Genomic DNA, 26664 nt, shown 5'->3' on the forward strand with positions numbered 1-26664 from the left:
GTGTGACATCCAGAACGGCGGACACATGAGCGTCGAGATTGCAGCCCTGTTGACGGCGAATGGACCGATGACCAGCGGCGCCCTGGCCACGGCGTTGGCAACGAACCTGAACATCACCCCCGCCACCGCTCGCAAGCGGATCGAGCGCCGGGTGCTGCCAGTCCGGGCCGTGAAGCTAGTTCTACCGCGAGGTGCCCAGTTTCTGTACCTTGAGAACCAGTACGGCAGTCCGAAGTTCTGGGATCGCCTTGCTGAGGCTCTGATGGAAGGCAACGGGGCGTACGCACGGGCTATCAGGGCGTTGACCGCCCGCGACGGGATCATTCCAGCCTCGCACTTCGCGGCCGCTGCGGGCACTTCCGATAGCCAACGCCAGATTCCTGGCGAGGAGGTCGTCAAGCGGCTCGTGGACGCCGAGCTGTTGCAGATCGTGGAGATGCCCGGGATCGGCCCATGCGTGGCGTTCGCCCGTGGCGAGCCCTACCTTGATGACCGCTTTTCCGAGGTGCGCGCGCGGCTGATTGCCGAGAAGGTGCTCCTGGAGTCCATCCAGGAATGGGCTGCGAAGCTCGGCTTCGGCAGCTTCCACTCGTTCAAGCTGCGGACCTCGGGGCCGGGCGACGCGCCGAAGGTCGGACAGTTCATCTGGGACTTGTCGGCGCCTTCCTTTCTTGGTCCTCTGGCCAACTGGTCCGACCCGGCGAAGCCGAAGCCGGGCTTCCTGGTGGTGGACGTGCTCTTGACTGAAGTGGTGGGCGTGGCCGAAATCAGCCCCTTCCTCTACAAGTGCACCTCGCTGCGGCAGTACCGCGGAGTGGGCCGCTGCTTGCAGTTCTTCGTCGCCAACCGCTATTCGCAGGAGGCGCTGAACCAAATCCGACGTGCTGGCATCGTGCCGGCAACACCTGAAAGCCTGTTCGGCACCGAGGTCGCGAAGGCGCTGCTGATGTTGCTGCGGACGCTCAGCGAAGCCGCGGATAAGGCGGTCGATCCGGTTCTGTTCAGCGAGTTGTTTGAGCGGCTCGGCAAGGCAGAAGGCGCTGTCGGCACCCTGCGCGGCGCGCTGTTCGAGTACATCGTTGCCGACGTTGTTCGGCAAACAGAGCCATCGACCGACATCACGATGAACCGGATTTACCGGGAAGGCGGGAAGGATGTGGCCGAGGTCGATGTGCAGGTCATCGTCAAGAACCGCTACATGCGCTTCATCGAGTGCAAGGGCATCCTGCCTGGCAATCTGCTCAGCGACGACGAAGTGGAGAAGTGGCTGCACAAGCGTATCCCGGTCGTGCTCGCGCAGACCCGGAAGGACAACGCCCTGTCGAAGCTCGAGCACCGGTTTGAGCTATGGGTGACCGGCGAGCTGACCGCAGAAGCCAAGGCGATGATTGCGACTGCGCAGGCTGTCGCCGACTTGAGGGGTTACTCCATCAGCGTGCTCTACGCCGCCGACATCGAACAAGAGGTCCGTTCGCTGAAAGACTTGGCGCTGCGGAAGGTGGTCGAACAGCACTTCCTCCACGCGCCAATGGCCTTCCCGGATGCGGTCATCAACCCGCTTAGCAAGCGCAGCATCCCGCAGGGCTTCCTCGGCTTCGAGGACGTGAGCACAGAGTCCCAGATCGCATTCCCAGCGACACATCTGCCTGCACTTCGAGCGCCTTGAACAACTTGATTGCAAGTGTCAACGCCCGCGGCGCGGCGACGGCGACTTCGCACCCCTAAGCATGACTATGAAGCAGGATCAACGGCCGAATCTCGTCAGAACCTTTGGGCTCCTTCACGGTGTCTGCAACATCTGCGGCCAGGAGGCCAAGCTCACCGAGGACCACACACCTCCAAAAGGCTGGGCTCGACCTAAGCAGGTTGAACTGCGACATGTTGTCGACAAGCTTGGCATGGAGGACGGCAATCGCAAGAGGGCCACGCGCTCACAAAACGGTTTGAAGTACCGCACGCTCTGCGGCCGGTGCAACAACGGGCTGTTGGGTGCACGGTACGACCCGGCCCTCATCACGTTCGCAAACGAGGTGGCTAGTACCCTGCAAACGACGGCCGTGCTTTCTTCACTGCAGTGGTTCAGCATCCAGCCGCAGGCGGTGATGCGTGCGGTCCTTGGCCACATGTGCGCACAGGGCGTCGGCCGGTATGCGAAGGGGCCGCTGACTGAGGCGGTGCGGCAATACATGTTGGACGAGAGCCTTCCGCTGCCAGACGGCCTGTCGTTCTACTACTGGGCCTATCCGTTCCGGCACCAAGTCATCATCCGCGACGCCGTGTTCACAGACTTCTCTGACCAAGGGCCGGTGATGTTCTGGTTGCTCAAGGCCTATCCTTTGGCCTTCATGCTGACTTGGACGCCGAGTCCTCGCTTGCCATTCAGCCTTCAAACGCTTGACCCGCTTAGGTCCGCCTCGTTCGGTGACATGGCCTCCGTTCCTCTCTATCTGTCGCCGCTCGTTCCAGAGCTCTGGCCGGAGGCTCCGCCCGATGACTACGCAGTGCTGTATGGACCAGAGGCAGTGACCGCCAGCAGCCTGTAGGCGTTCGGTCAACGCGGGCGCGCAGCGCTAGAACTTTGGCTCTTGCGAGGGGTCTGGCTTCACCACTCGGTGCCGCGCCACATCGTGTTTTGTGCTCCGCACGCTTACCCAGTCGATCCAGTGGACGCTCACCGAGGCGGGGTCAACTCGGAGCGCTGGCTCTCGGTCATCCCATCCGCTCTCAGAGGGGTAGTCGGAAAATAGGATGTCGTGCAGGAACTGGTCCTTGGTCGGCGTTTTTGAGCCGGACTCCTTGGGCACCTCTTCCCAGACCCAGTAGTCGACCTCCGGGCCGTCGTCCGAGTCGATGAAGCTGCGCGCACTGACGGTCGTTCCGTTCGGCAATTGAAGCTCTGCGACTCGCGCGGCCTTGTGGAACAAGACCACATTGCGGCCGCCTCTCGTCTGTACCGACCTGTAGATGATCCCGTCTAGCGGGGGCTCGTTCTCCGTTGCCAGAAAGTCTGCGACGGCCTGGGTGGCTAGGTAGTCCAGCGCCTCATCGTCAGGCATCACCGGCCGCGTCATCATCTGCCCCAACGACTGAAGGAAGGCGACCCGTTCAAGGCGGTTTTTGAAGGACGGATCGAAGATGCTGCCGAACACCTCAGCTTGCTCTATCGTCGTGAGGTCGAGCAAACGCAATGGCAGGACGATTTCGAACTGGGCGACTGCGACCTTGCTGCCTACCGGGGGGCGTACCTCAGCTATTGCTGCGCCGGGTGCCGTCGCGCCGTAGAAGACGGAGATGCCGCGCGCGTTCATCCGCCCCGAACTTGCAATGCGTCCGGGAGGCGACCCCAGGTGAATGTCCGGTCGGCACAGCGCCTCTTCCAAGCGGTTGTCCGAAAGGAAGACGCGAGCGCGGTACAGCCGTTTGATGCCGCGTCCTGGTCCGGCATTGACGACGATCCCCCGTCCGCCGCGCGTCCTGATCTTGTCGATGCCGCCGAAGACCGAGGACAGATGCCCCGCAGCCGCTTTGCTGAAGAAGCGTGCCTCTGACTTGAGCGAGCGCTCGAACCATCGCCACTCCCGCTGCCAACCTCCGGGGTCCACGCCCTTCTCCTCATAGTAGGAGCCGGCGCTGAACTCCGTCTCTACGCCTACGTAATCCTTGTCGTACCTGGCGTACTTGTTCGCCAGTCGCTCGAGGACATCCTCGGCGGCCTCCCTCGGAATGCTTGCAGCTCCCTCGATAGCGTCAACGACCGGATAGCCTTCTCTCTCCCACTCATAGTCAGACTCCTTGTCGGCCTGGAGCCGCTCTTGCCAGGACTCTGGGGAGGTCGACGTTCGGACGTAATGGTCCTCGAACGCCTTCTCGATGCTTTCGGCAAGGCCTTCGATGGACCAGCAGGGGCCGCGCTCAGAGCAGTACGAGCAGGTCATCTTGAAGCCTGATTGCTCGATTACGTTGGAGAGAAACGCCTCCCCTACGCATTGACTGCAGATGAGCTTGTCAGCTTCTTCACTTTCGTCCGCATGGACGGAGTGCTCGGTCGGTGCCATTGCGCTCCTGTTTGATGGCAAAGTAGTCGGGTTTGACATGCGAATGTCCACCTGCTCAATGCTCGAAGTTCACTCGCACGAGATGATGCAGCACTGAACAAGCTCGCAAGACGGTGATGCTCGCCCGCACAAACCGCTCGTCTCGGCCCGGCTCCTGTTCGCCGTTGGGCAGGTACTTCCCGCCATGGAAGAGGTTGTTTCTGACAGTGCGCACCATCAGCAGCAGCTGCTGGGTGCGCCGTTGCTTTGTATTGATGACCTGGTCGGCGAAGCGCACATGACCGTCGAGCAGGACTTGCTTGCGCGGCGGCGACTGCAGCAGGAGTTCGCGCGCTTCGACAACGGCCTCATCAGCAATCGCGAGGAAGTCGTCGTTGACGGCGTTGGCAAAGGCATCCCAGTTGGGGGCAACCGTTTTGTCGTCGCCGACCGCGAAGTCGCTCACCTTGAGCGCGTATTCCATCCGAGAGAAGAGCGCCAGGAGCTCGACGGCCAGCTCGGGCTCGACATGGAGATGTCGGAACAGGTTCTGCATCGCTCACCTCAGGTTGGCTTCTTCGGCAGCAGCGTCGCCTCACTCGCTGACGCCCAATCATCCATCGACCGTGCAATTTCTTGCCAGTGCTCGCGCAGCGCTGGCAGCGTCTCCGGCAGGCACCACGGCTGATCCAAGTGTTCCAGCACGTCGAACTGCGGCGTTGCGACCACCGAGCTGAACCCGCCTTCGGCCAGGAGGTTCCAAGAAACGAACTGGCACACCCGCACGATGATGCTCAGTGCTTCGTCGACGTCGTTGTAGGTGGCCACGGGGACCGCGGGCGCGCCGGTGGGGATGCGCTCTGCGTGCGCCACGGTCTTGTCGACCATCGTGCACACTTTCTCGATGGCCGGGTGCTTCAGTTGGGCGCGCAGCGTCGCGAAGAAGGCTGCGTCGATGCGATCCAAGGGCTTGCGCACCTGCGGGTAGCCGCAGAGGCCATCGAACGCCTCATGCATGCGAGCCGCTGTGTCGAATGCCTCCGGGCCCGTGGTCTCCAGCCACTGCGGCCCTGGATCGGACTTGGACGTCTCCAGGTGCGCCTTGAAGACCGCCTGGTCGTCGAACGGCAGGCCGTCGTGGCACACGTAGAACTCGCGGGTGAGCAGTTCGGGTCGCCGCTCGATCCGCCCGATGACGTTCAAGACTGAGTCTGCGTTTGGGTGGTTGTCGACCAGCCGCCGAATGCCAAGCGTGATGATGTTCGAGTAGCCAGCCGTCATCAGCTCCCATGTCGCCCCGTTGACGCTGCGCTGCGGCTCCAGGCGCCGGGCCTCGTTCATGGTGCGGAAGACCGCTGTGTGCCAGGTCAGGTTCAGCACCTGGTTCAGCACTGACGTGTCGGCTTCTCCTTGCAGCCGTTCCAGGCAGTCACGCCGGAGGGTTCTGTACGCCTCAAGCGCAGGCCGCCGAACGGCTGGCACGCTGCATTGATCGACTGGGTATTTGTAGTCTGGTATTCGCACGTTCGCAGGATAAGTGAAGCTTTGGCCAGTCGGTCGCCCAACTTGAAGACTGTGAAGGATGGAATTTGTCGCGCTTATTAACTCTGTGTCGCCCGTCGCTCTTCATTGCGTCCATAACATCGCGAACTCGAGTTGCGCATCCCGGCAATTCATAGTTCAAGTTGGAAGTTTCAGCACTCAATGCGTTCCCTTTTCCCGTGCCAGTTCCGGCCGAATGCCGAAGAACTCGACAAGCTTTGGAATACCTGCATCTTCGTGGTCGACGCGAACGTGCTCCTCAATCTGTATCGCTATTCCGTTGACACGCGCCAAGCACTCCAGCACGCGCTCACCTCAGTCCAAACGCGTCTGTTCATTCCGCACCAAGCCGCCAAGGAGTTCTTGAAGCATCGCCTCGGCGTGACTGCGGGACAGGCCAGCGAGTACGCCACCGCAATTCGTTCGCTCCAAGACCTCATGTCGGCGCTCTCGAACACGAAGAAGCATCCCTTTTTGCCAGAGGCGGAGCTGCCGAAGTTCTTGTCTCACGCGAAGGAGGTCGTTGCCCACCTTGAGACCCAAAAGGCAGCGCTGCACAACCGGCTGACCAACGACGAAATCCTCGACTACGTGCAGGAGACCTTTGAGGGCAGGACTGGGCAGCCATTCACGGACGCCGAGTTGACCGCATTGGCTGCTGAGGGGGCCACGCGCTATCAGAACCAGGTTCCCCCTGGGTACAAGGATGGCAAGAAGGACACGTCGACTGACCCATACAAGAAGTACGGTGACCTGATCGTTTGGAAGCAGCTCATTGCCCAAGCGAAGGCAGAGGAAAAGCCGGTGGTGTTCATCACCGATGACCAGAAGGAAGACTGGTGGCTTGAGCAGTCCGGTCGCAAGATCGGTCCGCGCATCGAGTTGCGGGAGGAGTTCCTCAGCGAAGTTCAAGCTGGCTTCTGGATGTATACCGTGGACAAGTTCGTCGAGATGTCCGCCCGCAGAAGCAATACCAAGGTGAGTAGCGATGCCATCGCGGAAATCATTGAGGTCCGCCAACACGATTGGGAGTACAACGACAGCTTCGAGGCCTTCATGAGCATCCCGCGCGAAGAGTTGCTGGAACGCCTCGCCGGTGTGGAGTATTCGGCCGAAGCTGAGGGTGGGCGCATCGTAGGCGTGAACGCATTTGTGGATGGCCATCTGAAGAACGTCGGCTACGACCCGGATTACTCATATCACGTCCTGGAGCAACTGGAAGTCGAAGGTCTCGTTGAGATTTATGAACACGACATGGATGGAAAGGAGCCGCCGATTCGTGCCGTACGACTGGTTCGCCATCCGCGGCAGGTTGGACGGCCGCATCGTGCTGTCGGCGCGCTCGTCAACTAGCGTCCAGCGGTTGCCGCAGACTTAGCCAACACGCCCCTGCCGCGGCGTCGCGAATTCCTCCGGCTCCTTGCCGCGGCGGAACGTCACCACGTACAGCACCGACGCGCGCATCGGCTCGGCACCAGGCTCGGCGTTGACCTTGAGCGCTACCTTGCGCTGGGCGTAGCGAAGACTGACCCCCAGGTCCTTGAGCTGGTCGATGTACCCCTGGAGCTCGTCGTGGAGGTCCAGCTTGTCGGTCGAGCTGTAGAGCTCGTGCGAATCGCGGTACTCGTTGATGTAGTCGGTGAGTACCGCGAAGACCTCTTCGGCCGGCCGATCCATGTCGAACCCGGGTGTCGTCAAGCCCATCTCGTGCTGCTCGACGAGTCCGGCGAGCTGCCGGCCGGTTTCGAGCGGCAAGGCCTTGAGCCGTATGTGATCCCGCTCAAAGGCAGCCCGCTGCGCGGTCAGCTCCTCGGCGGTCGGAATCTTGAACGGCTTGTTCAGGACGTCAATGTCATCGAACTCGAAGGCCCTGGCTAGGGCGCGTCGGGTGTCGGTGCCACTGGGCTCGCCGTTCTCGACGCGCTGGACCGTCCGCGTGCTCAGGCCAGCAATCTCTGCCAGTTGTTCCTGGGACCATTTGCGAACCTCACGGGCGACCTTGATGAAGGCGCCGAGCTCTCCGGGGCTCAGCATGCGGGGCGGGTTGGCGGTTGCTACCATGATTCGATCCAGTAGTTGCAGTGGTTCGAAGGATGCCGACGGCGCCGCTTTCGCAACACGACAGCAGCCCGACAGTACGCCGACACGGCCGAGCGTGCCTCAGCTGATGAATCCGATGAACGGCGTTCCGGGAGGAATCTTCACAGCGGGTCCGTGTTGGCGCTTGTGATGTGCATCGAGCCAAGAGAACCGTAGCTCTTGGCAATCCCGCAGACCTTGAAAGCCGCCAGCTCTGGAGACCAGTACAGAGGTCTCGATGGTTGAGGTGGGACCCATGTTGAGTGGGAATCGGCTTCCTGCCGGAAAGCTAGGGAACGGACTCTCCCCGGCAGGCTCATACCAAATGGGCCTAAGGGCGACCCGCTTGTCCGCGGTCGTGCATTCGAACGCCGGCTCGCTCAAGCTGTCGCCCTTGGCGGATGGGTTGCTAACGCGCACTTCAACAATGTCGAAGTTACGGTCTTGGAAGCTGGCTTTGACGATCCGGGCGTCGATGTCGGCAGCAGTCATCTTGGACAAGAGGTCCAGTGAAGTGTTGCTGGAGGCGATGACAGCTCCAACGCCTCCGCCGATAGCCGCTATGAAGGCCGCAACTTTCTTCCACGGTATGCCGCCCGCCGCCTTGGTCGCAGCCCCTGTCGGCACTTGCTCGTTGCTTGGTTTGACCACGGCGTTGCTTCGCTTCTGCATCCTTCGATTTCCTCAAAAGTTGTTGACGAAGCGAATGCTGCCATTGGTGCGACAGCACCCCTGAGAGACGCACCTTTGGTGCGATGGGCGAACACCGCGCCGCGGTTGGTGGGTCAGTTTTGCGTGGAAACCGTGGGTCAGTTTTCGGTGGAAATTGATGCCGCGCACGTCGCTACTCAGCGATACGCCGCAACTTGCCCTCCAGAGTAGTCGCCGATCCAGGCGTGCGGGCTCAATCCTTTGAGGCACCTTGCCATTGAGTGCGAAAACTCTCGGCTGCAGCGTGCCTTTCGTTCGGTAGCATCCCCGCCTTCCGGGGTGAACCGTACTCTGGACGGCAAGTTCGTTACTCAAGCTGAGTACGACCAAGCCTGCTGTCCCAATCGCGTGTAACCCGCGCCTCCTCGAACCGGCGAACCCACCGAATCCTTTGCCTCGCATGTCGTCAACTGCCTCTCCTTCACTGGTCCAACTGCATGGTCTCGACCGCTCGGATCGTGTCCAGAACTACGCGAGCGTCGCGAAGGACGTGCAGCGAGTTCAAGCTGCGCTTGAGGCGAGGGGCTTTAAGTGCCGGCCGAGCAGCGCCGTGGGAGCGCTCTTTCGGAAGGCCCTCGTCCTGAGCGAGCAGTGGGAGGCGAAGACCGCGGCCCAGGACGTCTTAGCTCTCATGCACGCCGATGAGGCTCTTCGTATTGCTCATGCAGTCGAAGCGGTTCTTGATGATGCAGATGCTCAAGAGGCCATAAGGCGGATTACCAAGAGCGACATGCACCTGTCCACGCGGCAGCCGTCGCAGGGCAAGGACGCCCTATGGGAGCTCGACCTTCACCTGTTCCTCAAGGTTCGAGAAGTGCCTGTGCGGCTGGCCGAGCCTGACCTTGTTGTGCAACTGCCCGGGTTGTTGGGTCCGTTCGGCCTGGCTTGTAAGAAGGTCTATTCCGAAGACAGCGTGGACAAGCAGCTTCAAAAGGGTTGCCGCCAGCTTCGTGCTGCAGACGTGCCGGGCGTCGTTGCTTTCAATTTGGACGACATGACGCCTGCGGAATCGCTCCTGAATAAGCCAACTCGGCAGGCCGCGATGGACTACCTCTATGCGCTGAACATGGCCTTCGTGGAACGTCACAGGATTGCTTTTCAGGAGGCAATACTCAGGGGCCGTTGCGACGCGATCCTAATTTCGACTGCAGTTCAGGCGGATGTCGAGCAGATGTCGCCGCGCTTCAATCGGTTTACGCAGTTGTCCCTCTGGACGCTGGACAACGCCTCAGCTGGTGCTCGCCTGCGTCAGGCGGCGTTCCACAGGCATATCGAAGGGCGTCCTGGGCCGCGCGAGGGCGCGTAGCAGGTGCTGGCGATGGCGCGACCCTAGCCAGCAGGCTCAGCCCCACTTCGCCAGCTTGATCGTGATGCCATCCTGCCCTTCAGACACTTCGTAGCCGTGTACCCTGAAGGCAATGGGAGTGCGTTCGTCGCAGAGCTCGTCCAGCGCAGCACAAACGCGAGCACGGAAGTCGTTGGGACGGCAATCCAGCCCGCTGATCCGATGGAGCACGGCGAAAGGGAATGTTTGCGGCCAGGTGTGCGTGGCTAGGAAACCGGACAACCATCCGCGCAGCGACTTCATCACCAGCACCGGAGTCGGCACCTCAGACCATGCTGTGGGCCCGTAGAGCTGCGCGACTTCCTCGGGGATTCGGAACTCGAACTTGTCGCTGCTCTTCAGCTCCTCGTCCGGGATCACGAGGTAGTTCTCGGGAAGCCAGACATCGAGCAGCTGAGGAACCACCGCGTCGCCATAGAAGTCCCTGATGCGAAGTGAGGCGTGGGATTGGCGATGCAGGCTGGCACGCAAGGCGACGTGGGTATTGCGCGTGTACGAGTTGCCCATCACTCGGGCCAGCTCGAAGAACGTGGCTTCGATGGCGGCGTCGCCCTGACCACGCGAGAGAGGACGATCAGCGTAGCTGGCCAGGAGCGCGGCGAACACCCGGCGGTCGTACTGGCTCAAGCGCGGGCCGGTGTAGCGCACGCCGATGTCGTCATCAAAGTTCGCAATCAGTGCGTTGTCGAGGTGGCGGTTGGCTGTGGAGCCGGCTGACCAGAGCGAGGACCTGAGTAGCGCGGTCGGCAATCCGGTCGTATCGGCAGACCAGATCGGCAGGTACACGCGGTCGCCGCGTCGAACTGCCCGCCGACTACGAGCCTCCAGGTACTTGCCTGCCGGGGTGTGGACGTCCATCTCAAGGATGGCCGCGTGGTCCCGCTGTATGGCGCGCTGCGGTATTCCCCGGCGTGCGTTGACTTGGGCGAGCGCCGGGCCGGCATCTTCAAACTCAGTTTGGGAATCAAGAACTTCTGGCGAGGCCGGAGCTTCGACGGGGGACGCCAACTCCGGGCCGAACGGATCAATCGAATGCATTGCAGGAGGGTACGAGACGGCGGAGCCACGCCCGGCCGGTAGGGTGCAACTTCGTCACGGCCAATGCCTTGTCGTGCGACAAAACGGCGATGTTCGCGTTGGGCGAACTTGGCCCGCGTAGAGAATGCGCGCCTTCACAGGCCGACCCACGATGCGCGATCCGTTTGAACTCACCTTGGAAGTTGCCAGCGCGGAGTGCGGGAAGCTGCCCGACGACAAGCGACTTGCTCGTGCGCTGGGCCTCCGGCTGCAGATGGACGAGCTGGCGTACTACGAGCTGCTGGGTCGGCATCTCGGTGCTGCGGGCGCCATCTGGCCCATCAAGAACGAGCTGCGCCGCGACCTGTCGACTCGTGACCTAGACAATCTGTTCGTGATGATGACGCCCGAGGAGTTCGGGCGCTGGGAGCAGCTACCGGATCGTTTAACGGTGTACCGCGGCTGCTACTGGGAGAACAAGGACGGCCTCGCATGGTCCTTGGATGAAAAGGAAGCTGTGCGCTTTCCGAACATGGTCCGGTATCGGCGTGAAGCCTCGCCCTTGCTGGTGCGGGGGCAGGTATTGCGCGACCGCTGCGTGTTGAAGCTCTGCGACGGCCGCGCGGACATCTTCGCCGTCGATGTCCAGGCTGGTGAAGCGGTGCAGCTGCCGCCACGACATCATTGATGTGAACCCGGGTGGCCTCGGTCAACGAGCTTCACCAGAATGTGCGGTGATTAGCGGTTCGAACTGCTGGCGCCCGCGCCGCGCGGCATACGCGGTCAAGGAAACCATCACCGCTCTGCGAATGGCACAAAGCAATTGATTCATAGGGAGGCTGAGATGAGAATCGCCGCGGCGTCGAAGGCGGAAGCCGAAGACATGCAATTCGGGTTGAACGATCCGCATCAGAAAGGGCCGCTAACCACGCCCATCGGTCGGATCATCGAGCGCGCTTCGTACAGCGACCTGCTGGTAGGAGCTCTTGTGACCCTTGCCGGCTCCACCGGCTATTTCAGACTTGCGCCGTTTGGTCATTCACTCAGCGTGAGGGACCCTAGCCTATTCGATACGGCCTACTTCAGCGTGGTTACCTTCACCTCGCTTGGCTACGGTGAACTGTCGCCCCAGGGGTTCGGTCGTCTCGTAGCGATGTTCGTCGTGGTGGCAGGCCTTGCCCTCATCGCACTCCTTGTGGGTAAGTTTGCATCGGAGAGACAGCAGGCCATCCTCCAGCTGCTGCATTCCAGCGACTGCCAACGAAGACTCGTCGACTTTGCGGCGCAACTGGAAACTCTGATCTTGAACGTCCAAGCCGCCACGGCTGCAAAGAACATCAGTTTGACGAAGGATTCAATGCGTGAGCTGTCGAGTCGCGTTGCGGCAGTGAGCAACTTTCTTGTATTCAACGCCAATCAGGCCAAGCTCATCGAGTTCGGCAACGAGAGCGCGCTGTTTGCGCTGTACCTTCAGCTGCGGGGCGTCTATCAAATGTGCATTGGCATCCACAAGGCGGAGACCTTGGATGTCGTCATTTCTCGAAGAAGTCGAGCAATTGCCGGCCGCTCTTTAGCTCTGGTCAAGTTGATGAGCATCTTCCACGGCGAGGCGGACCGAAGAACCTCTTACCTGGGCGCGCTATGTCGCCGAGTTCGGAACTTCCGGCACCCAACGCCGTTTGCACCGTCGGCGCTGGCACAGCGCGTGACGAGGCTGTGGGACTTAATGGCCCATGAAGATGGACTCTTCAAGGTCTGGGTTCGCAGTGGACTGACGCCGGCAACCCGAGAGGACGTGTGGTCAGCGGCACCGTCTGGCCTTCCCAATACCTGGCCGGCCGGTGTCCACAAGCAGCTCGCTCAAAAGCTTGGAATCTCCAACACTCTTGCCCAAAAGTGCCTTGGCGTGCTTCTTAAGAACGGTCGGCTACCAAAGTAGCCGGACGCTGCCGCACCGAACTTTGACCTCATCCGGATGAGGATGGCTGGGACGCTTCACGCTCGCGCCGCCTCACGTTTACGGCCTTGAGCCGTCGCTAAACTGCCCTCCGCAAAAAACAGAAACAAGCAGCGGAGGAACAGTTGGCCTACTACGATCTGAATCGGCGCTTCGTCGAGCGTGAGAACTACGACCAGGACGAGCTCATCGCCGCGCAACTGCGTGGCAAGCAGGTGGCCTGGGCCAAGGTGCTCGAGAACCGCAGCAGCGTCATCGTTGCAGCGGCGAACTTCGGGAAGACCACCGAGATGCGCCAGCAAGCGGCGCAACTGCGTGCGAACGGCGAAACCGCCGTGTTCATCGCGCTGCGCCAACTCGTGGATCGCGGCAGTCTCGACAAGGCACTGACCGGCGATGACCGCGACGCCTATCGCGCGTGGAAGGCCGCGCCAGTCAGCCGCATCACGGTGTTTGTCGACTCGTTGGATGAGGCCGCCGCTGGTGGCAAGGAAGAAAGCATCAGCCACCTTGTCGGGGACGTTGCTGACGAACTGAGCTGGCCGAACGAGCATGTCCGGTGGGTGATTTCGACTCGGCCGGCAGTCCTCACCGCAGGCGTTTTCGACAAGCTCTCGGAGCTGCTTTCAAAGCCGGCCCCGAAGCCTATCGGGAGCTCCGGTGGACCGGGTGCTATCGGTACTGGCGGCGCGACCAGCGCGGCACCGGCACCGGCACCAGAGCCGGTGCCGGTTCACCTGTTCTCTATGGCCCATCTTGAAGATGACCAAGCTGCCGTGTACCTCACGGGGCGATACCCGGAACTGAATGCCGAGCAACTGATTGAGATTGCCAGTGAGCGCGGCCTGTCGGGCTTCGTCCGCAGCCCGGGCGGCCTGGACATCCTTGCTCGTATCGACATGGTGGCCAATCCACCGGATTCCCTGACCGAGGTGTTCGAGCGCGTAGTGAACGCCATCGGCACCTTGCGTGTGGCTGACCCGCGGCTCGTTGACGCCGGCAGCCCTGCGCCGGAGGTCCTGACCGGCGCGGCTCAGCGCCTGGCCTCAGCGTCGGTTGTGTGCCAGCTGGTGAACATCGAGATGCCCGAGGCGACTCTGGCTATTCCTGAAACGGCCCTGTCAGCAAGGCTGATTGCATCTCCGATGCTTCACGAGGCAGGCATCAAGGCGTTGTTGAACTCCCAGCTCTTCATTGACGCCGGCTTTCATCAGGTCAAGGTCTATCCCGATGAGCTCGCGCCGTTCCTCGCGGCCAAACGCCTCGCCGGCTTGGTGGCCTCGCCGGACCAGGCGGAGCGGCTCCTCGAGAACTTCACTTGGGCTGCGACCAGCGGCGAGCAAGGCGTGCAGCGTGCCTTCTTGCCCATGTTGGGATGGCTCGCCACGCTGAACGCGCATTGCCGCGAGGTCATCCTGGAGAAGGACCCGCAGGCGTTGGCGTTCTTCGGCGACTTGCGCAATCCGGCCGTCCCGACCAAGGCGGCGCAGGACGCTTTGACGGAGAGCATCAAGCGCTTGGTGGAAAAGGGCGACCACATCGGCCGCACCATGTTCCGGCTGACGTCTGAGAACTTCTGGCAGGCGGGGCCCGACCGACTGGCGGGGACCATCGCCAACCTCTACGACCAGTACCAGGACAACTACTGGGCGCGCGACGTCCTGCTCGACATTGCTACCGCGTGCAAGATCGAGCCTTTGCGGGCAAAGCTTCTCAAGCGTCACGGGTCCAAGTTTGACCGCGTCCTATCTGACAGCAGTGACGTCGGCTACTTCCTCGCATTGCGTCGGCCTGCCGACCTTGCGGCTCTCGCCGCTGCTGCAGTGGCCAGCACCACAGTGCGCGAAAGCGTCGTCAGCCTCCTGTTGCGGGAGCTGGGATGGAGCCATTTCACGCCCCGTGATGTCGCCGTGATGGTGGACAACCAGTTCCTGGCCGGGCCGCGCGGGTTCCAGCTTTCCTATTCCCTAGAGAAGGGACGCATGCTTTCCGACGCAACGGATGGCCAGCTGTACCACCTGGCGCGCGGGCTCGTTGTGCGCATGGTGAAGAGGGAGGTGACGAACAAGCAGAATCGCGAGGATCAGCAGTACGTTGACCTCGTGGCTAAGGTTCTCGAAGCCTTGGTAGTGCGCACGGTTGGCGCCCAGGCGGTCAAGGTCGCTCGCCTGTACCTCGTCGTGGCTCGGGACATCCACGACCGCTACCTGCAGAGCAGCGCAATCCAGGAGCTGAGGTCGGCGGTAGATGCGAATGCCGCCGTTCGCATTGCAGTGCTGCAGTCCACCCTGAAGAGGCGGCTCAGTGACGACGACCTGCTTCACGCGGTTGTTGGTTTCCTCCGCCCCACTACCTACACGCCCGAGGACGTCGTTCAAGTGAACGACGCGCAGCTCACCCGCGTGTACGCAGAGTGGCAGGCTCAACGCGCGCAAGCCATCGCTCAGCAGCCGGCGCCTAAGCCAGTCAAGCCGAAGGCCGAGAAGCTCACCGTCGGCACCACGGCGAAGCGGCAGCTCACCGACCGCTTGAGCGCACTGGCTGACGGGACGGATACCCGGGCGCTCGAGTGGATCGCCGGGTGGCTGCTTCAGACAAATCGCACATCACGGTACGGCGAGGTCGACTTCGAGGCCTTCGAGCAAGCCGCCGGAGCGAGGATTGCTGCCGCTACCCGACAGGGCATGAGCCGACTCTGGCGCGACAAGGCCCCGACCTTCAAGGAGAGCGAGCCGAATTCGAAGTTCCACATCACTGCGGCCGGCCTGCAGGGTCTCAAGCTTGAGCTTGGGGATGGGACGGCGCTTCCAGTTCTCACCGAGGCGGAAGTGCGGCGGGCCCTTCGTTACGCGCTCCTCGAAGCGAATGGCTACCCGAAGTGGTTCTGGCCCCTCGTCGAGGCATATCCGGCCGCCTCGGTTCCTGAGCTGGTTGCAATCGCGGGCGAGGCAGCGAACGGCGCTACGTCTAGGGAGCATGCCGAAGACCTGCTGGCATCCATTCCTGACGCACCTGCACCGGTCCAAGAGGCGCTCGCGGGCCTTGCATGGAACCACCTGGCAAGCGTGAATCCATCGCGCGCCTATGTGGTGAATCGGCTGCTGAAGGCCGCCCTTTCGGTGCCAGGCAAGGTCCCGCAAGATGACTTCGAGCGCCTGACGCTCCAGAAAATGAAGGCCGCCTACTGTTCGCCTCTGGCTGATTCAGTCGACGAGGCCCTGCGCGCGCAGCGCGAACATGCGCTGACCTGGGCTACTCGCTGGTTCATTCAGAGTCCTTTGCGGTGGCGCAATGCCGTCAACGCTTGGGGGCCATCGGACCCGCTGGCCGTCAAGCGCTTCATCTTTGACCTCGCTGCTTCATTCGGCCGCGACCGCGAGGGCATCGCGGCGCGAATTGCCACGGAGAGCGACCACGGCATCATGGCGCTGGAAGACGTGTACCTGTGGACGAGGTGGGCAGTCGACCCGAAGGATGATGTGGACAGGCCGGAGGGCGTTTCCTACAGCCCAGGCCCTCGGGACAACGCAGAACGATTCCGCGGCGTAATCATCAGCGGAATCGCTGCTGCTACGTCGCAAGCGGCGTACAGCGCGCTGGAGCGAATCCGGCTGGCGCTACCGGTGGGCGACTTCACTATCGAGTACATCAAGAAGACGCAGTTTGAACTTCGTGAGCGGCAGCTCACCCGTGAGCCGCTTGCGCAAGTGAACTACCCGAAGTTCGAGGAGAACTTCCGCGGGGATGTCACCGGTACGACCTCGTTCGCGATGGCCGTGGATGCAGACCTTCGAGCCGTCAAGTACGACGTCGAACGCGGTGAGCACAGCCTGCGCAGCTTCTTCAGTGAGCTCGACTTCACGCGAGTCAACAAGAAGGGAGAGGAAGGCGAGAAGGCGGGCATGGCGCTGGAAGCGCACTTCCAGAAGCTCCTCGCCAGCGAGCTGAACCATCATGCGCGCGCGCGGTACTCCGTGACCGTCGAGTCTCATACCGCCGAGTCGAAGCGCCGAGACATCCTGTGCAGCAAGGACGACTGGCGCGCGTCTATCGAGCTGAAGATGTCCGAGCGCTGGACGTTGGACGACTACTTGGTCGCGCTGGAAAAGCAGCTGGTTGGCCAGTACATGCGCCACCGAAAGGCGACCACTGGCTTCCTGGTGCTGGTCTTGCAGACGAAGGGGCGCGAGTGGACTGACCCGAAAACAAGGAAGAAGCTGAACTTCCAACAGGTCCTGGCGATCCTGACGGAAAAGGCGCAGGAGCTTGAGGCCAAGGACCGAACGCGCTACCTGCGCGTCATCGGCATTGATGCGACGACGCCTGGTGACTTCCGGGCGGCCGCCAAGAAGAGCGCGCCGAAGAAGGGCGTGGCCGCCAAGAAGACCCCGGCGAAGAAGGGTGTGGCTGCCAAGAAGACGCCGTCGAAGAAGGCCGCTCCAGCCAAGACCGCGAAGAAGAAGCCCTAGAGAGCGCGCCGGCGGCCGGCGCCTCTCCTGTACTTAGCTGGCCGTAGCTCGGAACTCTTCTCGGCTTCGGCCAGCCGCCTCATAGTCGGCGAGCCAGCGCGCCGGCCGCCCGCGGCCGCTCCAGGTGTTCTGCGGATTCGCGGTGTCCCGGTAGAGAACCGGCGCCACTGCGCCTTGAGCTGCGCGGGATGCGCCCCGTCCGCCGGGCAGGTAGGGTTTCAAGGCGTCGACGCCTTCGGCCACCGTGAACCCAGCGGCCTGCAACTTCTTGGCGAAGCCGTCGGCGAGGACCTTCAGTTCCTCGCTCCTCTTCGCTTCAATCTCGGAGTCCAGCTTCGTCCGCAGTGCGACGAGCTCTGCGAACGACATCTTCCCAACTTCAACTTCACTGCTCATGCGATTCCAGGTTGCGCGCCGGGTAGCCGGCGCGCCATGTTACGGGGTCAGGAAGCCGTTCATCCAGGCGTTGTCCGGAAGATGCGCAGTGCCTTCATGGGTCGTTCCGTGGATGCGCCGAAACCAGTCCTGGAGTTCTTCCTCGCTGACCAGCGCATCGAGGTGGCCGCCGAGGTCTTCGTCAAGCCGGTCATGCCAGGCGTCGAAGTGCACGGACTCCACCGTCAGGAAATGCTGCTCGCGGTATTGCTGGGCGTAGACCTCGTTCAGGTCGTGAAAGCCCGATGCCCTGCATAGGATCAGCTGGGCTCGCATCAGCTTGAGGTCGAAGCGCTTCTTCAGGACCTTGGCGAAATCCTTCATCGGCGTTACTCGCATGTCGACGGCTGTGGTCATACCTCGTCCTCCTCATTGGATTGGTCTGGATGAACTGCGTTGAACCGTGCTCGCAGCGCCATGGCATCCGCCAAGGCATGGTGGCGCCGGAGGCCCTTGGATGCGCCGGCCATCGTCCAAGCCATGAACGCCGCGGTAATGCCTGTCGGGTCCTCGAGCAAATACCCGATATGCGATGGCTGGAGCTCGACGCGCAGTCGGCCCGGGACCAAGGCCAAGAGGTTCTCGAAGAGCGAATAGTCGATGTTGAAGTCGTAGTGGACTTCGACGCGATCTGCATCTAAGCCGTTCAACCAGTCAACCAGTGCGCTGGCGATGTCGCAAATTGCGCCCTGCATACCGACGCCAAGGCCGAGCTGGGGCAATACCTCCTCGTCGATGAACTGGCCTGCGCTGAAGCCGGCTCCAAGCGAACCTGGGACTCGCTCGCCGTAGAACTGGCCTTGCGCGGAATCCAGGCCGATGCTGAGGAACACGACCTCCTTGTTGCGGTCGACGAATTCCGTATCGAGGAAGACCTGGGCCGAGCGGCTTGCCGCTCCTGGATGGCTGCGTTTGTCCATCGCATCGCTGCTGAGTGCCTGCAGTCGTCCGTCGGTCATCGGGAAGACGCCGCGGCGCATGACGTCAAGGCGGTCCAGAAGGCCCTGGAGAGTGGCGCCGTTCGACCAAGTCCGCAGGACACGTCCCGCTTCCGAGACGATGCCGGGCGCTGCGATGTCCCAGTAGCCATTGACCATGCGGCGAAGCATGAGGATGAGGCCAGCGTGGCCACCGAGGAAGCCTTCCGCCCGCAGCCATGGTTCGAGCGCGCACCACTCGGCGTCAGATACGGTCGGGCCGACGCGAGAGGCCCGCCGTTCGACTTCACCGACAGGACTCCGGTGCAGGTAGAACAGCTCCTCCTGCTCGCTGATGTTGTCGGCGGCGCCGACCTTGACACAGTTCACCTCGATGCTCGTGGCGTAGAACGCCTCAGCAGTCCGATGCCCGACGATGGAGAGGTCGAACTCGCCTTCGGGGAGGCGAATGCCCAGCCAGCCCTTGAGCGCGGCCAGTTCGACGCTTTGTGCGGCACGGCGCGCGGACGCAGAGGCCAGCAGCCATTTGAGATAGCGGTCGTTGCCCTCGTCGGGGCGGAGCGACTTCAACGCATACGGACCGCCCTGAACCACGACCATGGGCACTTCGTCTTGGTAGGCGATGTGGGCAAACTGGTCGATGTTCTGGCTTGAGAAGGTGGCAGGAAGCACCTCGTTGCTGGGCCAGAAGAAGGCTCGCATGAAGGCCAAGGCCGGCACATAGACGGTGGTTCCGTCCTCGAGCATGTGGGTGAATAGCTGATGCTTCGGCTCCGCCCAATCGGGCAAGACCAACGACAGACCTCTGCAGTAGGTGTTGAAGTCTGCGCTCGCCCAGCCGTCCAGCTGCCCCTTGTATGCCAGCCTCGACCGCTTTTTCGGCAGCCCCTGCTGAACGATGGCGGTCAGCGGTAGCTCGACACGCTTCTCGCCGGCATCTGCCGCGACGATTCGCATGCCGTCCGCGGTGGTCACCACCCCCAGTGCGACGGTCATTGGCGCCTCCATGCGCGCGCCGTGCGAGCGAACACTTGTGGCTGTGTCCCCGGGATCAGCATGAACGGCCACCAGGGACCGGCGGCGGCAGAGCTACAGATGGCTCCGCATGCCGCCGGCCGCGCATCGCGTCGAGTGCGCTTCATCGCTGCGTCGCCTCAGAGCGCAAAGAGCTCTTCGACCCTGGGGAGCATCGCAAGCAAGCCCAGCGTTTCGAAGACGCTCCTGTTGTCGAACTCGGCGTGGGCGTACGCGCGGCGGTAATCCCGCGGATTCGCGTCGAATCGCGCCGGGTCGTCGGCTGCCGCGGGCTCATCCCCGCCGGCGCCCTTGTTCGCCTTCTTGCGGACGGGCTTCTCCGCCTTGAGGAAGGCGCGGGCAATGTCGAGCGCGGCGTCCATGTCCTGGTTTTTGCATTGCTCTGCAGCATGGTTCGCCGCGAGGTCTGCCTGCTCGGGCGTGCGACCAAGCGAAATGAGCGCCTCGGAGAGCCTGATCTTGAACGCTGCGTCGGTCGGCTTGGTCGAATAAAGGGGGCTCTGCTTGGCCTCGTACTCGAGCTGGAGCTTCTTGAGGTGCTTGTCGAAGTCGAGCGGCCGGATGTCGTCGTACCGCTCCAGCAGCGCCCAGTTGTTCGTGCGGAGCGCGTCCAGCATGTGATGTAGAACCTTGAACTCGCGCTCGTACACCGACTTCAGCAGCTCTATCGAGAGTCTCTCGGTCCCGTCGATCATGGCTCGAATCTGGGCGGACTTGACCATCTTGATGGTCAGGTCGACAACGCCCTGGCAGGCCCAGTAGAGGTAGGAGCGGAACTCGGGTTGCAGCTTGACCGGGTTCTGGACCCACTGGTATTGCCACAGTTCGCCCACGAAATCCTCCCACTCACCCTCGCCACCACGGCTGAGCGGAAGCAGGCGCTCCCACGCGGGAATACCTTCGCCCGAGCTGCGACGACCCTGACGGAAATCAACGCCGAGCAGGCTTGCTGCCTTGTTGGTGCCCACGAAAAGCACTGGCAGCCCAAGGACATTGCAGATGGACGTCAACTGCGTCATCAATACCTGCGCACCCTTGGGCGAATTCGCCAAATTCTGGACCTCATCGACTATCAGCAGGCCGACGCAATGCTTGTGCATCAGCCGGGCTGCGCTGAGGATCATCATCTCCTCGTTCGGTCGACCCTTCGTATACATGCGCACGTAGTCGGAGCCAGGGAACAGGCGTTCAAGGGCTTGGAAAATGGCCGTCGCGAGACCGCGAATCGAAGCGCCATCTGCCGGCAGCTCGATGTGGAGATAGGGAACTTGATAGAGGTTTAGGCTCTCATGGAAGATGACCTTAGGAAGCCGTGCACACCACCTCTTCAGAGTCGTCGTCTTGCCCATCCCACTGACGCCAATAAGCGAGGTGCTGACTTGGACGGCCTGCTGGACGTCTGTTTGGCTGAACGCCTCAAGGTTGTGCTGCTTCTCGTAGATGGCCTGGTTGATCGCGGCGTGGTGAGGTGTGCGTGGCACCCGACCGACGTAGCCCGCGCGAATCATCCGGTCAAGTGCGCCAAACAATTCAACCTGCTGTCGCAACGGCATATTGAAGTTGCTCAGCTCGTCGACCATCAGCATTCGCTCGGACTTGGGCCACGTAAGCTGTTCGGGCTTGTACTTTGGCGGGTCGTCCATTTCCTTCAGCAGCTTGAGCCCGTCGACCATTGGGGGCAACGCTTCAATCAGTTGGTTGCCCATGTGCCGCGGTATCCGACTGGTGGTGTAGACCGCATTGACCGCGTGCTCGTTTTCCTTGTTGGTAGCTAGGGGGTTCATGCTGTGTCCTATCAAGTTTGGTTGTCCACACGCCGCCCTTGACGGAACGCGGCCATCTGCGCGGCGAGCGAATTGACGGGCTCCGCCGGCGTTTCACTGACTGCGTCAGTAGTGGTCTCGGCATCCGCCGTCACCAGGTGAAGCGGGTTGTTGCGAGGGGGGACCGGGGCCTCCGGCAAAGAGGAGCCGCCGTGATCGGAAGGACGCTCCTGCACGAGATTGCGCTGCCGGTGCTCAGCCTCCCGCTCGAGCTCCCAGTCCTGCTTGATGTTCTTGGTGCGCGAGACCCGCGTGCCGCCCTTGGTGGCCTCCTTCATCTCGGCGAACGCCTTGTCTGATACCGGCTTGACGCGGTCCAGGAAGCGTTGCTCCTCCTGGGTGTTTTCGGACCTCGCGATGGCGCGCATGTCCTTGTCGAGGGAACTCAGGAAGTCCATCTCGTCGAGGCTGCGGCCGGCGAAGCGGGCCGACCGCTCGGATAGCCGGGCGACATGGGGCCTTCCGTCACGGCCGTTCCGCGGGAAGACATAGATGGCGTCGATGCTTCTAGGGTCGTGGGAGACCTTGACCTCGAACGACTTCTTGTGGCCTTCAACGAACCACCCTTCCGCGGCAGCTTGCTGCGACCAGTAGGTGGACCCGTTGACGTGAATGCCGTGCTCATTGACGGTGGCTGTTGCTCTCGGCAGTAGGTGTTCAACCAACGTCTGCGCGTCGAACTGTGCCAGGCGCCCTGTCCGACGCAGCCCGTAGTTGAAGAGGTTGATCGGCTTCGGCTTGAGACCCATCTCCAGCATTTCTGGCTCCATCGGCCAGTCGGGATACTGGGTCTTGTTCAGCTTGATGATTGCCTCCAGGGTGAACTTGTGGAGTTCATCCATGTTTGCCGAGGCCAGCTTCTGGTAGTCGGGCTGCTGCCGCTTCATCCGCTGTGCGTCCGGATCGCTTGAGCGTTCAAACCTTCGGTACTCCCGAAGAATCAGCTTCATCGCGTTCTCGACGATGGGTTTCATCTCGGCTCGGCCCGCGGGCAGATTTTCGACGGTGCTTCCGAGGTCATCAACGATGAGCCGGCTGTTCTGTGAAGTCCACTCGGACCCGCGATCTGCCTTGAACAGCTGCGGGAAGTAGGTGTGAGCCGGCCATTCGCCTGGCACGTAGGTGACGCCGTATTTCCGGCAGAGCGCCTCCTTGTCCTCGCTGATGCTCAGGATGGCGAGCAGTGCAGCCATCCAGCTCGGCTTATCAAGCGTCAGACAGTAGCCAACAATTAGCCGCGACCATCGGTCAATCACCAGATAGAGCGTCGGCTTGCGAATGACCCGCCGCCTGTCCGACTTCGTGACGCAGTGGCATTCGATGATGGTCGCATCGACTTCGTACTGGTGGCCAGGTCCGTGGGATTCCGTGATAGCAAGCCCAGTCTGCGGCCGGTAGTTCAGATTGAACTCGCGCTGGGTGACCTTGTGCTTCCGCCTTGCTTCGGCGCTGTAGTTCCGCAGATAGAAGTAGCGGAACTGGTTGAAGGATGGGCACTGTCCTTCTGGCTTGTGATTCGATTCGCCATTGCCGTCGACCTCGGAATAGCATGCCGTGAGCAGCTCGCGCCACGCATCGGGCAGCGTCATCTTCTTGCTGGCGGCGAGCTTCTTCTCAATGGCCCACGCCATGTTCTTCAGGTCGGCGGGCCCAATCTGAAAGCTCTCGAAGCGCGTGCTCTGCCTCCCGCGGCTCGAGGTGATCCCGAATTCCGAGTGCTTCGGGTCCCTCTTCGCGTGCTTGCCCGACTTTACGTAGTCCGGCGTGAGCGCCGCGGGGATCATTCCCCTCTGCCAGTAGCGACGCAACCACTTGTATAGGGTCGGCTCGCTGCAAGTCTCCTTGTGGAGCCCGAGCGTCTTGGCCAACTCGGCCTCCTCGGCGAGCTTGCTCACAAGCTGAGCAATGGCAGCCTTGCGAGAGCTTGCGTGATAGAGGTGATTGCCCGAAAGCGAGCTGTCGTTGACCAGCCTGGCCAGAATGGCCCAGGCTTTGTCCTTGAGCGCCTTCTCCTTGTCAGTGAGGTCCGCACGAATGCTCAGGCCCGTCGGCATCCGCGGAAGAAGCTCAGCATGACTTGTCGAAAATTCGATGGGCCAAGCATCGGGGCTGTCGATGTCGATGCACCAGATCGCATCGTCTAGGAATTCGCCACCCGGCCCCCGAACCGGCGCAAGAACACGGTAGCACCGGTCTTGGTACTCAAAGACGGCTTTAAGCGGGAGCATTACGCCGCCCTCAGGATGCCGAGTTCATCGCCCTTCCTGCCGTCATTGACGACAACAGACCAGGGAGCGTCGAAGAGTGACTTCACTCCGAGATTGACGGGGAGCGCCTTCTCGTGGAACAGGCTGGCAAGCACGCGAATCCCCGTCCCTTCAGGCTGACCGAAGTGTTCGTCGAAGTGACTGCACAGCATGTGCCCAGACATGTCTCGTTGTTTGTCATCGAGCCGCTGAGACCAGCGGAGCATCTGGTCTTTCAAGCTATGCAGCATCACGATGTTTTCGGGCAGTTCCAAGTCCCGAGGAAGCTTCGTGCGAATGAGGTCAAGATTCCAGGCCACGTTGTGCGGAATGCTCGATTCAACGACTAGGTGATGCTGATGAATATTGAGTTCAGCCAGCGTTGCCTGTTGGATTTCCAGCTTGTCGAGCGTGCGTCGATCTTCGACGGCTGAGTCGGCTTTGATGTTCACGGCGCGGTAGTAACGCTCGCCGTCCTGCCGCTGCATCGTAAGCAGGAAGTCGACAGTCATCACCGTGGGGACGTTTGTGCCCCGGTAGAACGGGTGCCTGATCCTCAGCTTGTCAGCGACAGGTTGACTGACCTTGCGCGGAAGTGGGAACTGCTCCTGGATGTCGATAACCTCGGAAGACCATTCAGCGCAGACGAAGAACTTGTACTCGATTTCCGAGAGGAGGAAGTGCGTCCGCGGAATCTTGAGGCCCTTGACGCTCCTGGCCTTGCTATCCGGAGAAAAGTCGGTATGGCCAATCCACGGCTTGTAGCTGGCTCCAATGCCCTTGCCGCGACCTTCCTTCTCAAGACGTTCGATGGTCTTCTCGCTCCACTGTAAGTACATGCTTATCTCCCTGAATCTTGACCCGCGAAATGCGGTGCCTTGAGCTGCGGCCAAGGGGCCGTGGCAGCTCGTCGTTGCTACTGAATGGCCCGCGTCGCGCAGGCTGTTGAATCAAATTTGGTACTGCTCGAGAAGGGCTAGGTCGTGCCTTAACGGGCATAGGCAAAGCAAGTACGCCCGCTCGCGTTCATCGACGATCTGGCGCATCGGGCTGCGGCTGAACTTCGAAAGGCGGCCAGGCTCCGTTTGCACGGCGTCCAACGCGGCCAGAAACCACGGCTGGTAAGTCGCCTCCGCCGGCCGTGCCAGCTTCGGGACGCTCCGCGGTGGCGCATGGGCGAGTCGCCCGTTGCTTCGGCAGGCACTGCGACGGCACCACTGCCGGGGCGAGATGCGGATAGCTTGGACCATGATGGCTCCTCCGGTTTCTGCCCCTACAGCTAGGGATCGCGGATGGGCAGGTCCGCGTGATTTCATCGTAGGTGATGAAAATTCATCGGAAAAGAGGAAACCACACTGCCGGTGTGTGAAGCTTCGCCCGTCGAGGCGTCCGGCCTGCGACGAACTCGAAGCTCACTTATAGGTCGAAATGCATCGCTGGGAAGAACAGGCGCGCAACACGCTGCGGGCGCACATGCGTCAGCAGCACATGTCATTCAAGACGCTGCAAGTCCGCCTTGAAGCTCTTGGCGTGTTCGACTCGCAGGTGAACCTGAGCAACAAGGTTGGCCGCGGCAAGTTCTCTTACGCGTTCTTCCTACAGTGCATGGAAGCGATGAACATCGACCCGACTGTGAAGCTCACGGACGCTGCGTCTGCCGTTAACTCGAAGAAGCCGTAGCTCGACTTGAACTCCGATGCCTCAGTGGTTTGACCAAGCCAGCTTGGTGTCTTGGTGAGCCGTCCTCTCGTTGGTCGCCCTAAGGCGTTGACCAAGGCTCTTGGTTAGTTTGTTCTTGTTCGTTTTCATGCGATGTCGTGAATGTCCGAGCGAAACTGCTAAATGCCCTGACATTCTTACGGCGCGCCGAGGCAGCTCTGCTGGACTTCTCCAACAATCGGCAACAACTTCACGTTATCTGCGCCTATGCATTGCGTGCTGACCGCCTGGATGCGATGACGCGTGAGCCTAGTTAGTTCGGTCGCGGCTGAAAACGGAAACTAGCTATTCGAAATGGCTGTGGGCCAAGTTGCCCAGTTCGCAAGATGCACCTCGACCGTGTTGACGTCGGCGCCCGCATTGCCTGCTATCCGAGCCGCGTCCTCCTCGGGCAGTTCCGCCAGGGCATCAATGGCCTTGTTTAGCTTGATACGAAAGTCGGCGAGGGCGCCCTTGAAGCCAGACAACTCGTGCAGTCGATTTAGCGCGATGGGATAGGGCTTCGCGTGCGACGAGTAGAAGCTCGCGAGCCAGGACTTGATGCCCTTCCCTGCGTCCAGTGCGGCTCGCGGCACCGCTGACCAGAGCGCCCGGCCGTAGAGGTTGGCTACCTGCTCGGGAATGGCAACGCTGAGCACGTCCTTTCCGAGGAGGCGGCCTGTCGTTCTCACGGTACTGTTGACCAGCGTGGGCACGTAGTAGGGCGTGTCCTTCACCGTCACGATCACCGATGAGCTCTTCAGACGGGCCAGACTGGTGAGAACTGCCTGGTGCATGTCGACGCCGTATCCAACGCGCAGAACCTGCATGAATGCATAGACTGTGAGCTGCTTCTCGTTCGATTTTCCGTTTGTCAGAAGCGGGTCGTCACGGAAAAGCTCCAGGCAGGCCGCGAAGACCCTGCGGTCGAAAGCTCCCATCCAGGGGCCGCTGGCCTCGATGTGCGCATCTCCATATCCGACGCTGAATAGCGGGCCTGGCTGGGTGGTCTGGGAAAGCACCTCGGAACTTGCCGGTATGACTCGAGCAGCCCAGAGAGGTGACCGAAGCAGCGCATTCGGCAGCGGAACGTGCCCCTGTGCACAAGAGGGGAGAAAGAGCTGACCACGGAGCTCGACAGCCTGATGCAGTCGAGCGCTTTGCAGCCGCCGAACCGCGGAGCCAGGCGGGAGTCTGAGCACTGGTTCGCTTGCTGCTGCCGCCGCCTTTTGGAGCTTTGCAGCCTCGTCAAGGATTGCTGTTCTCTCTTCGGTCGTGAGGCCTGCGCGTTGGGAGGCTGAAAGTAGGAGGCTTAGTTTTTCAGACCGGATAGGG

At 61.6% G+C, this 26664-nt stretch carries 21 protein-coding genes; 8 read left to right on the plus strand and 13 right to left on the minus strand.

Features of this window, described 5'->3' with window-relative positions:
* Positions 1–25 precede the first annotated feature (25 nt).
* Together SNE35_RS09630 and SNE35_RS09635 are read left to right on the plus strand one after the other, a co-directional pair.
* Positions 26–1666 carry a hypothetical protein gene (locus SNE35_RS09630; protein ID WP_320422682.1) on the plus strand — a complete coding sequence of 547 codons (1641 nt, stop codon included), beginning with the start codon at positions 26–28 and terminating at the stop codon, positions 1664–1666.
* 67 nt (positions 1667–1733) lie between these two features.
* Positions 1734–2543 (plus strand): hypothetical protein, encoded by an 810-nt coding sequence (locus SNE35_RS09635; protein WP_320422683.1) that lies wholly within the window; start codon positions 1734–1736, stop codon positions 2541–2543.
* A 27-nt stretch (positions 2544–2570) separates the two neighbouring features.
* On the opposite strand, the gene SNE35_RS09640 is transcribed toward SNE35_RS09635, so the two are convergent.
* The 3 genes from SNE35_RS09640 to SNE35_RS09650 are packed head-to-tail and all read right to left on the minus strand — an operon-like array spanning position 2571 to position 5426.
* Complete coding sequence (locus SNE35_RS09640) at positions 2571–4055, minus strand: RES family NAD+ phosphorylase (protein ID WP_320422684.1); 1485 nt, start codon at positions 4053–4055, stop codon at positions 2571–2573.
* A gap of 55 nt (positions 4056–4110) precedes the next feature.
* Positions 4111–4590 carry a hypothetical protein gene (locus SNE35_RS09645; protein WP_320422685.1) on the minus strand — a complete coding sequence of 160 codons (480 nt, stop codon included), beginning with the start codon at positions 4588–4590 and terminating at the stop codon, positions 4111–4113.
* A gap of 8 nt (positions 4591–4598) precedes the next feature.
* Positions 4599–5426 carry an AbiU2 domain-containing protein gene (locus SNE35_RS09650; protein ID WP_320422686.1) on the minus strand — a complete coding sequence of 276 codons (828 nt, stop codon included), beginning with the start codon at positions 5424–5426 and terminating at the stop codon, positions 4599–4601.
* Between the two features lie 312 nt (positions 5427–5738).
* Between SNE35_RS09650 and SNE35_RS09655 the strand changes: the two genes are divergently transcribed.
* Positions 5739–6929: a PIN-like domain-containing protein gene (locus SNE35_RS09655; protein WP_320422687.1), complete on the plus strand. Its 1191-nt coding sequence runs from the start codon at positions 5739–5741 to the stop codon at positions 6927–6929.
* A 21-nt stretch (positions 6930–6950) separates the two neighbouring features.
* Here SNE35_RS09655 and SNE35_RS09660 read toward each other — a convergent pair whose 3' ends face one another.
* Both SNE35_RS09660 and SNE35_RS09665 read right to left on the minus strand, forming a co-directional pair.
* On the minus strand, positions 6951–7637 hold the full coding sequence (locus tag SNE35_RS09660) for a helix-turn-helix domain-containing protein (protein ID WP_320422688.1): 687 nt from the start codon (positions 7635–7637) through the stop codon (positions 6951–6953).
* A 99-nt stretch (positions 7638–7736) separates the two neighbouring features.
* Complete coding sequence (locus SNE35_RS09665; protein WP_320422689.1) at positions 7737–8327, minus strand: hypothetical protein; 591 nt, start codon at positions 8325–8327, stop codon at positions 7737–7739.
* 439 nt (positions 8328–8766) lie between these two features.
* Here SNE35_RS09665 and SNE35_RS09670 point away from each other — a divergent pair, with 439 nt between their 5' ends.
* The gene (locus tag SNE35_RS09670) at positions 8767–9672 is read left to right on the plus strand and encodes a hypothetical protein (protein WP_320422690.1); all 906 of its coding nucleotides are present in this window, start codon (positions 8767–8769) and stop codon (positions 9670–9672) included.
* 36 nt (positions 9673–9708) lie between these two features.
* Here the strand turns inward: SNE35_RS09670 and SNE35_RS09675 are convergent, their stop codons facing one another.
* Positions 9709–10749, minus strand: a complete 1041-nt coding sequence (locus SNE35_RS09675) for a replication initiation protein (protein ID WP_320422691.1) — start codon at positions 10747–10749, stop codon at positions 9709–9711.
* A gap of 151 nt (positions 10750–10900) precedes the next feature.
* Here SNE35_RS09675 and SNE35_RS09680 point away from each other — a divergent pair, with 151 nt between their 5' ends.
* From SNE35_RS09680 to SNE35_RS32080, 3 genes are all read left to right on the plus strand, one after another.
* Positions 10901–11416, plus strand: a complete 516-nt coding sequence (locus SNE35_RS09680; protein WP_320422692.1) for a hypothetical protein — start codon at positions 10901–10903, stop codon at positions 11414–11416.
* A 156-nt stretch (positions 11417–11572) separates the two neighbouring features.
* Positions 11573–12667, plus strand: a complete 1095-nt coding sequence (locus SNE35_RS09685; RefSeq protein WP_320422693.1) for a potassium channel family protein — start codon at positions 11573–11575, stop codon at positions 12665–12667.
* Positions 12668–12810: 143 nt separating this feature from the next.
* Positions 12811–17154, plus strand: a complete 4344-nt coding sequence (locus tag SNE35_RS32080) for an NACHT domain-containing protein (protein WP_431312729.1) — start codon at positions 12811–12813, stop codon at positions 17152–17154.
* Between the two features lie 33 nt (positions 17155–17187).
* On the opposite strand, the gene SNE35_RS09695 is transcribed toward SNE35_RS32080, so the two are convergent.
* From SNE35_RS09695 to SNE35_RS09720, 6 genes are all read right to left on the minus strand, one after another.
* The gene (locus SNE35_RS09695) at positions 17188–17550 is read right to left on the minus strand and encodes an H-NS histone family protein (protein ID WP_320422694.1); all 363 of its coding nucleotides are present in this window, start codon (positions 17548–17550) and stop codon (positions 17188–17190) included.
* A 39-nt stretch (positions 17551–17589) separates the two neighbouring features.
* Positions 17590–17946, minus strand: coding sequence for a hypothetical protein (locus SNE35_RS09700; RefSeq protein ID WP_320422695.1), 357 nt, complete (start codon positions 17944–17946; stop codon positions 17590–17592).
* Entirely contained in the window at positions 17943–19523 is a 1581-nt protein-coding gene (locus SNE35_RS09705) for a hypothetical protein (protein WP_320422696.1), read from the minus strand. The genes SNE35_RS09700 and SNE35_RS09705 overlap by 4 nt, the downstream gene beginning before the upstream one ends.
* A 158-nt stretch (positions 19524–19681) precedes the next feature.
* Positions 19682–21346, minus strand: coding sequence for an AAA family ATPase (locus tag SNE35_RS09710; protein WP_320422697.1), 1665 nt, complete (start codon positions 21344–21346; stop codon positions 19682–19684).
* An 11-nt stretch (positions 21347–21357) separates the two neighbouring features.
* Positions 21358–23613 carry a Mu transposase C-terminal domain-containing protein gene (locus tag SNE35_RS09715; RefSeq protein ID WP_320422698.1) on the minus strand — a complete coding sequence of 752 codons (2256 nt, stop codon included), beginning with the start codon at positions 23611–23613 and terminating at the stop codon, positions 21358–21360.
* The gene (locus tag SNE35_RS09720) at positions 23613–24470 is read right to left on the minus strand and encodes a TnsA endonuclease N-terminal domain-containing protein (RefSeq protein ID WP_320422699.1); all 858 of its coding nucleotides are present in this window, start codon (positions 24468–24470) and stop codon (positions 23613–23615) included. The genes SNE35_RS09715 and SNE35_RS09720 overlap by 1 nt, the downstream gene beginning before the upstream one ends.
* 589 nt (positions 24471–25059) lie before the next feature.
* Here SNE35_RS09720 and SNE35_RS09725 point away from each other — a divergent pair.
* Positions 25060–25311: a DUF6471 domain-containing protein gene (locus SNE35_RS09725; protein WP_320422700.1), complete on the plus strand. Its 252-nt coding sequence runs from the start codon at positions 25060–25062 to the stop codon at positions 25309–25311.
* 320 nt (positions 25312–25631) lie between these two features.
* On the opposite strand, the gene SNE35_RS09730 is transcribed toward SNE35_RS09725, so the two are convergent.
* Positions 25632–26351 (minus strand): hypothetical protein, encoded by a 720-nt coding sequence (locus SNE35_RS09730; RefSeq protein ID WP_320422701.1) that lies wholly within the window; start codon positions 26349–26351, stop codon positions 25632–25634.
* Positions 26352–26664 lie beyond the last annotated feature (313 nt).

The sequence above is a fragment of the Roseateles agri genome, assembly GCF_034043675.1.
GTDB lineage: Bacteria > Pseudomonadota > Gammaproteobacteria > Burkholderiales > Burkholderiaceae_C > KK5.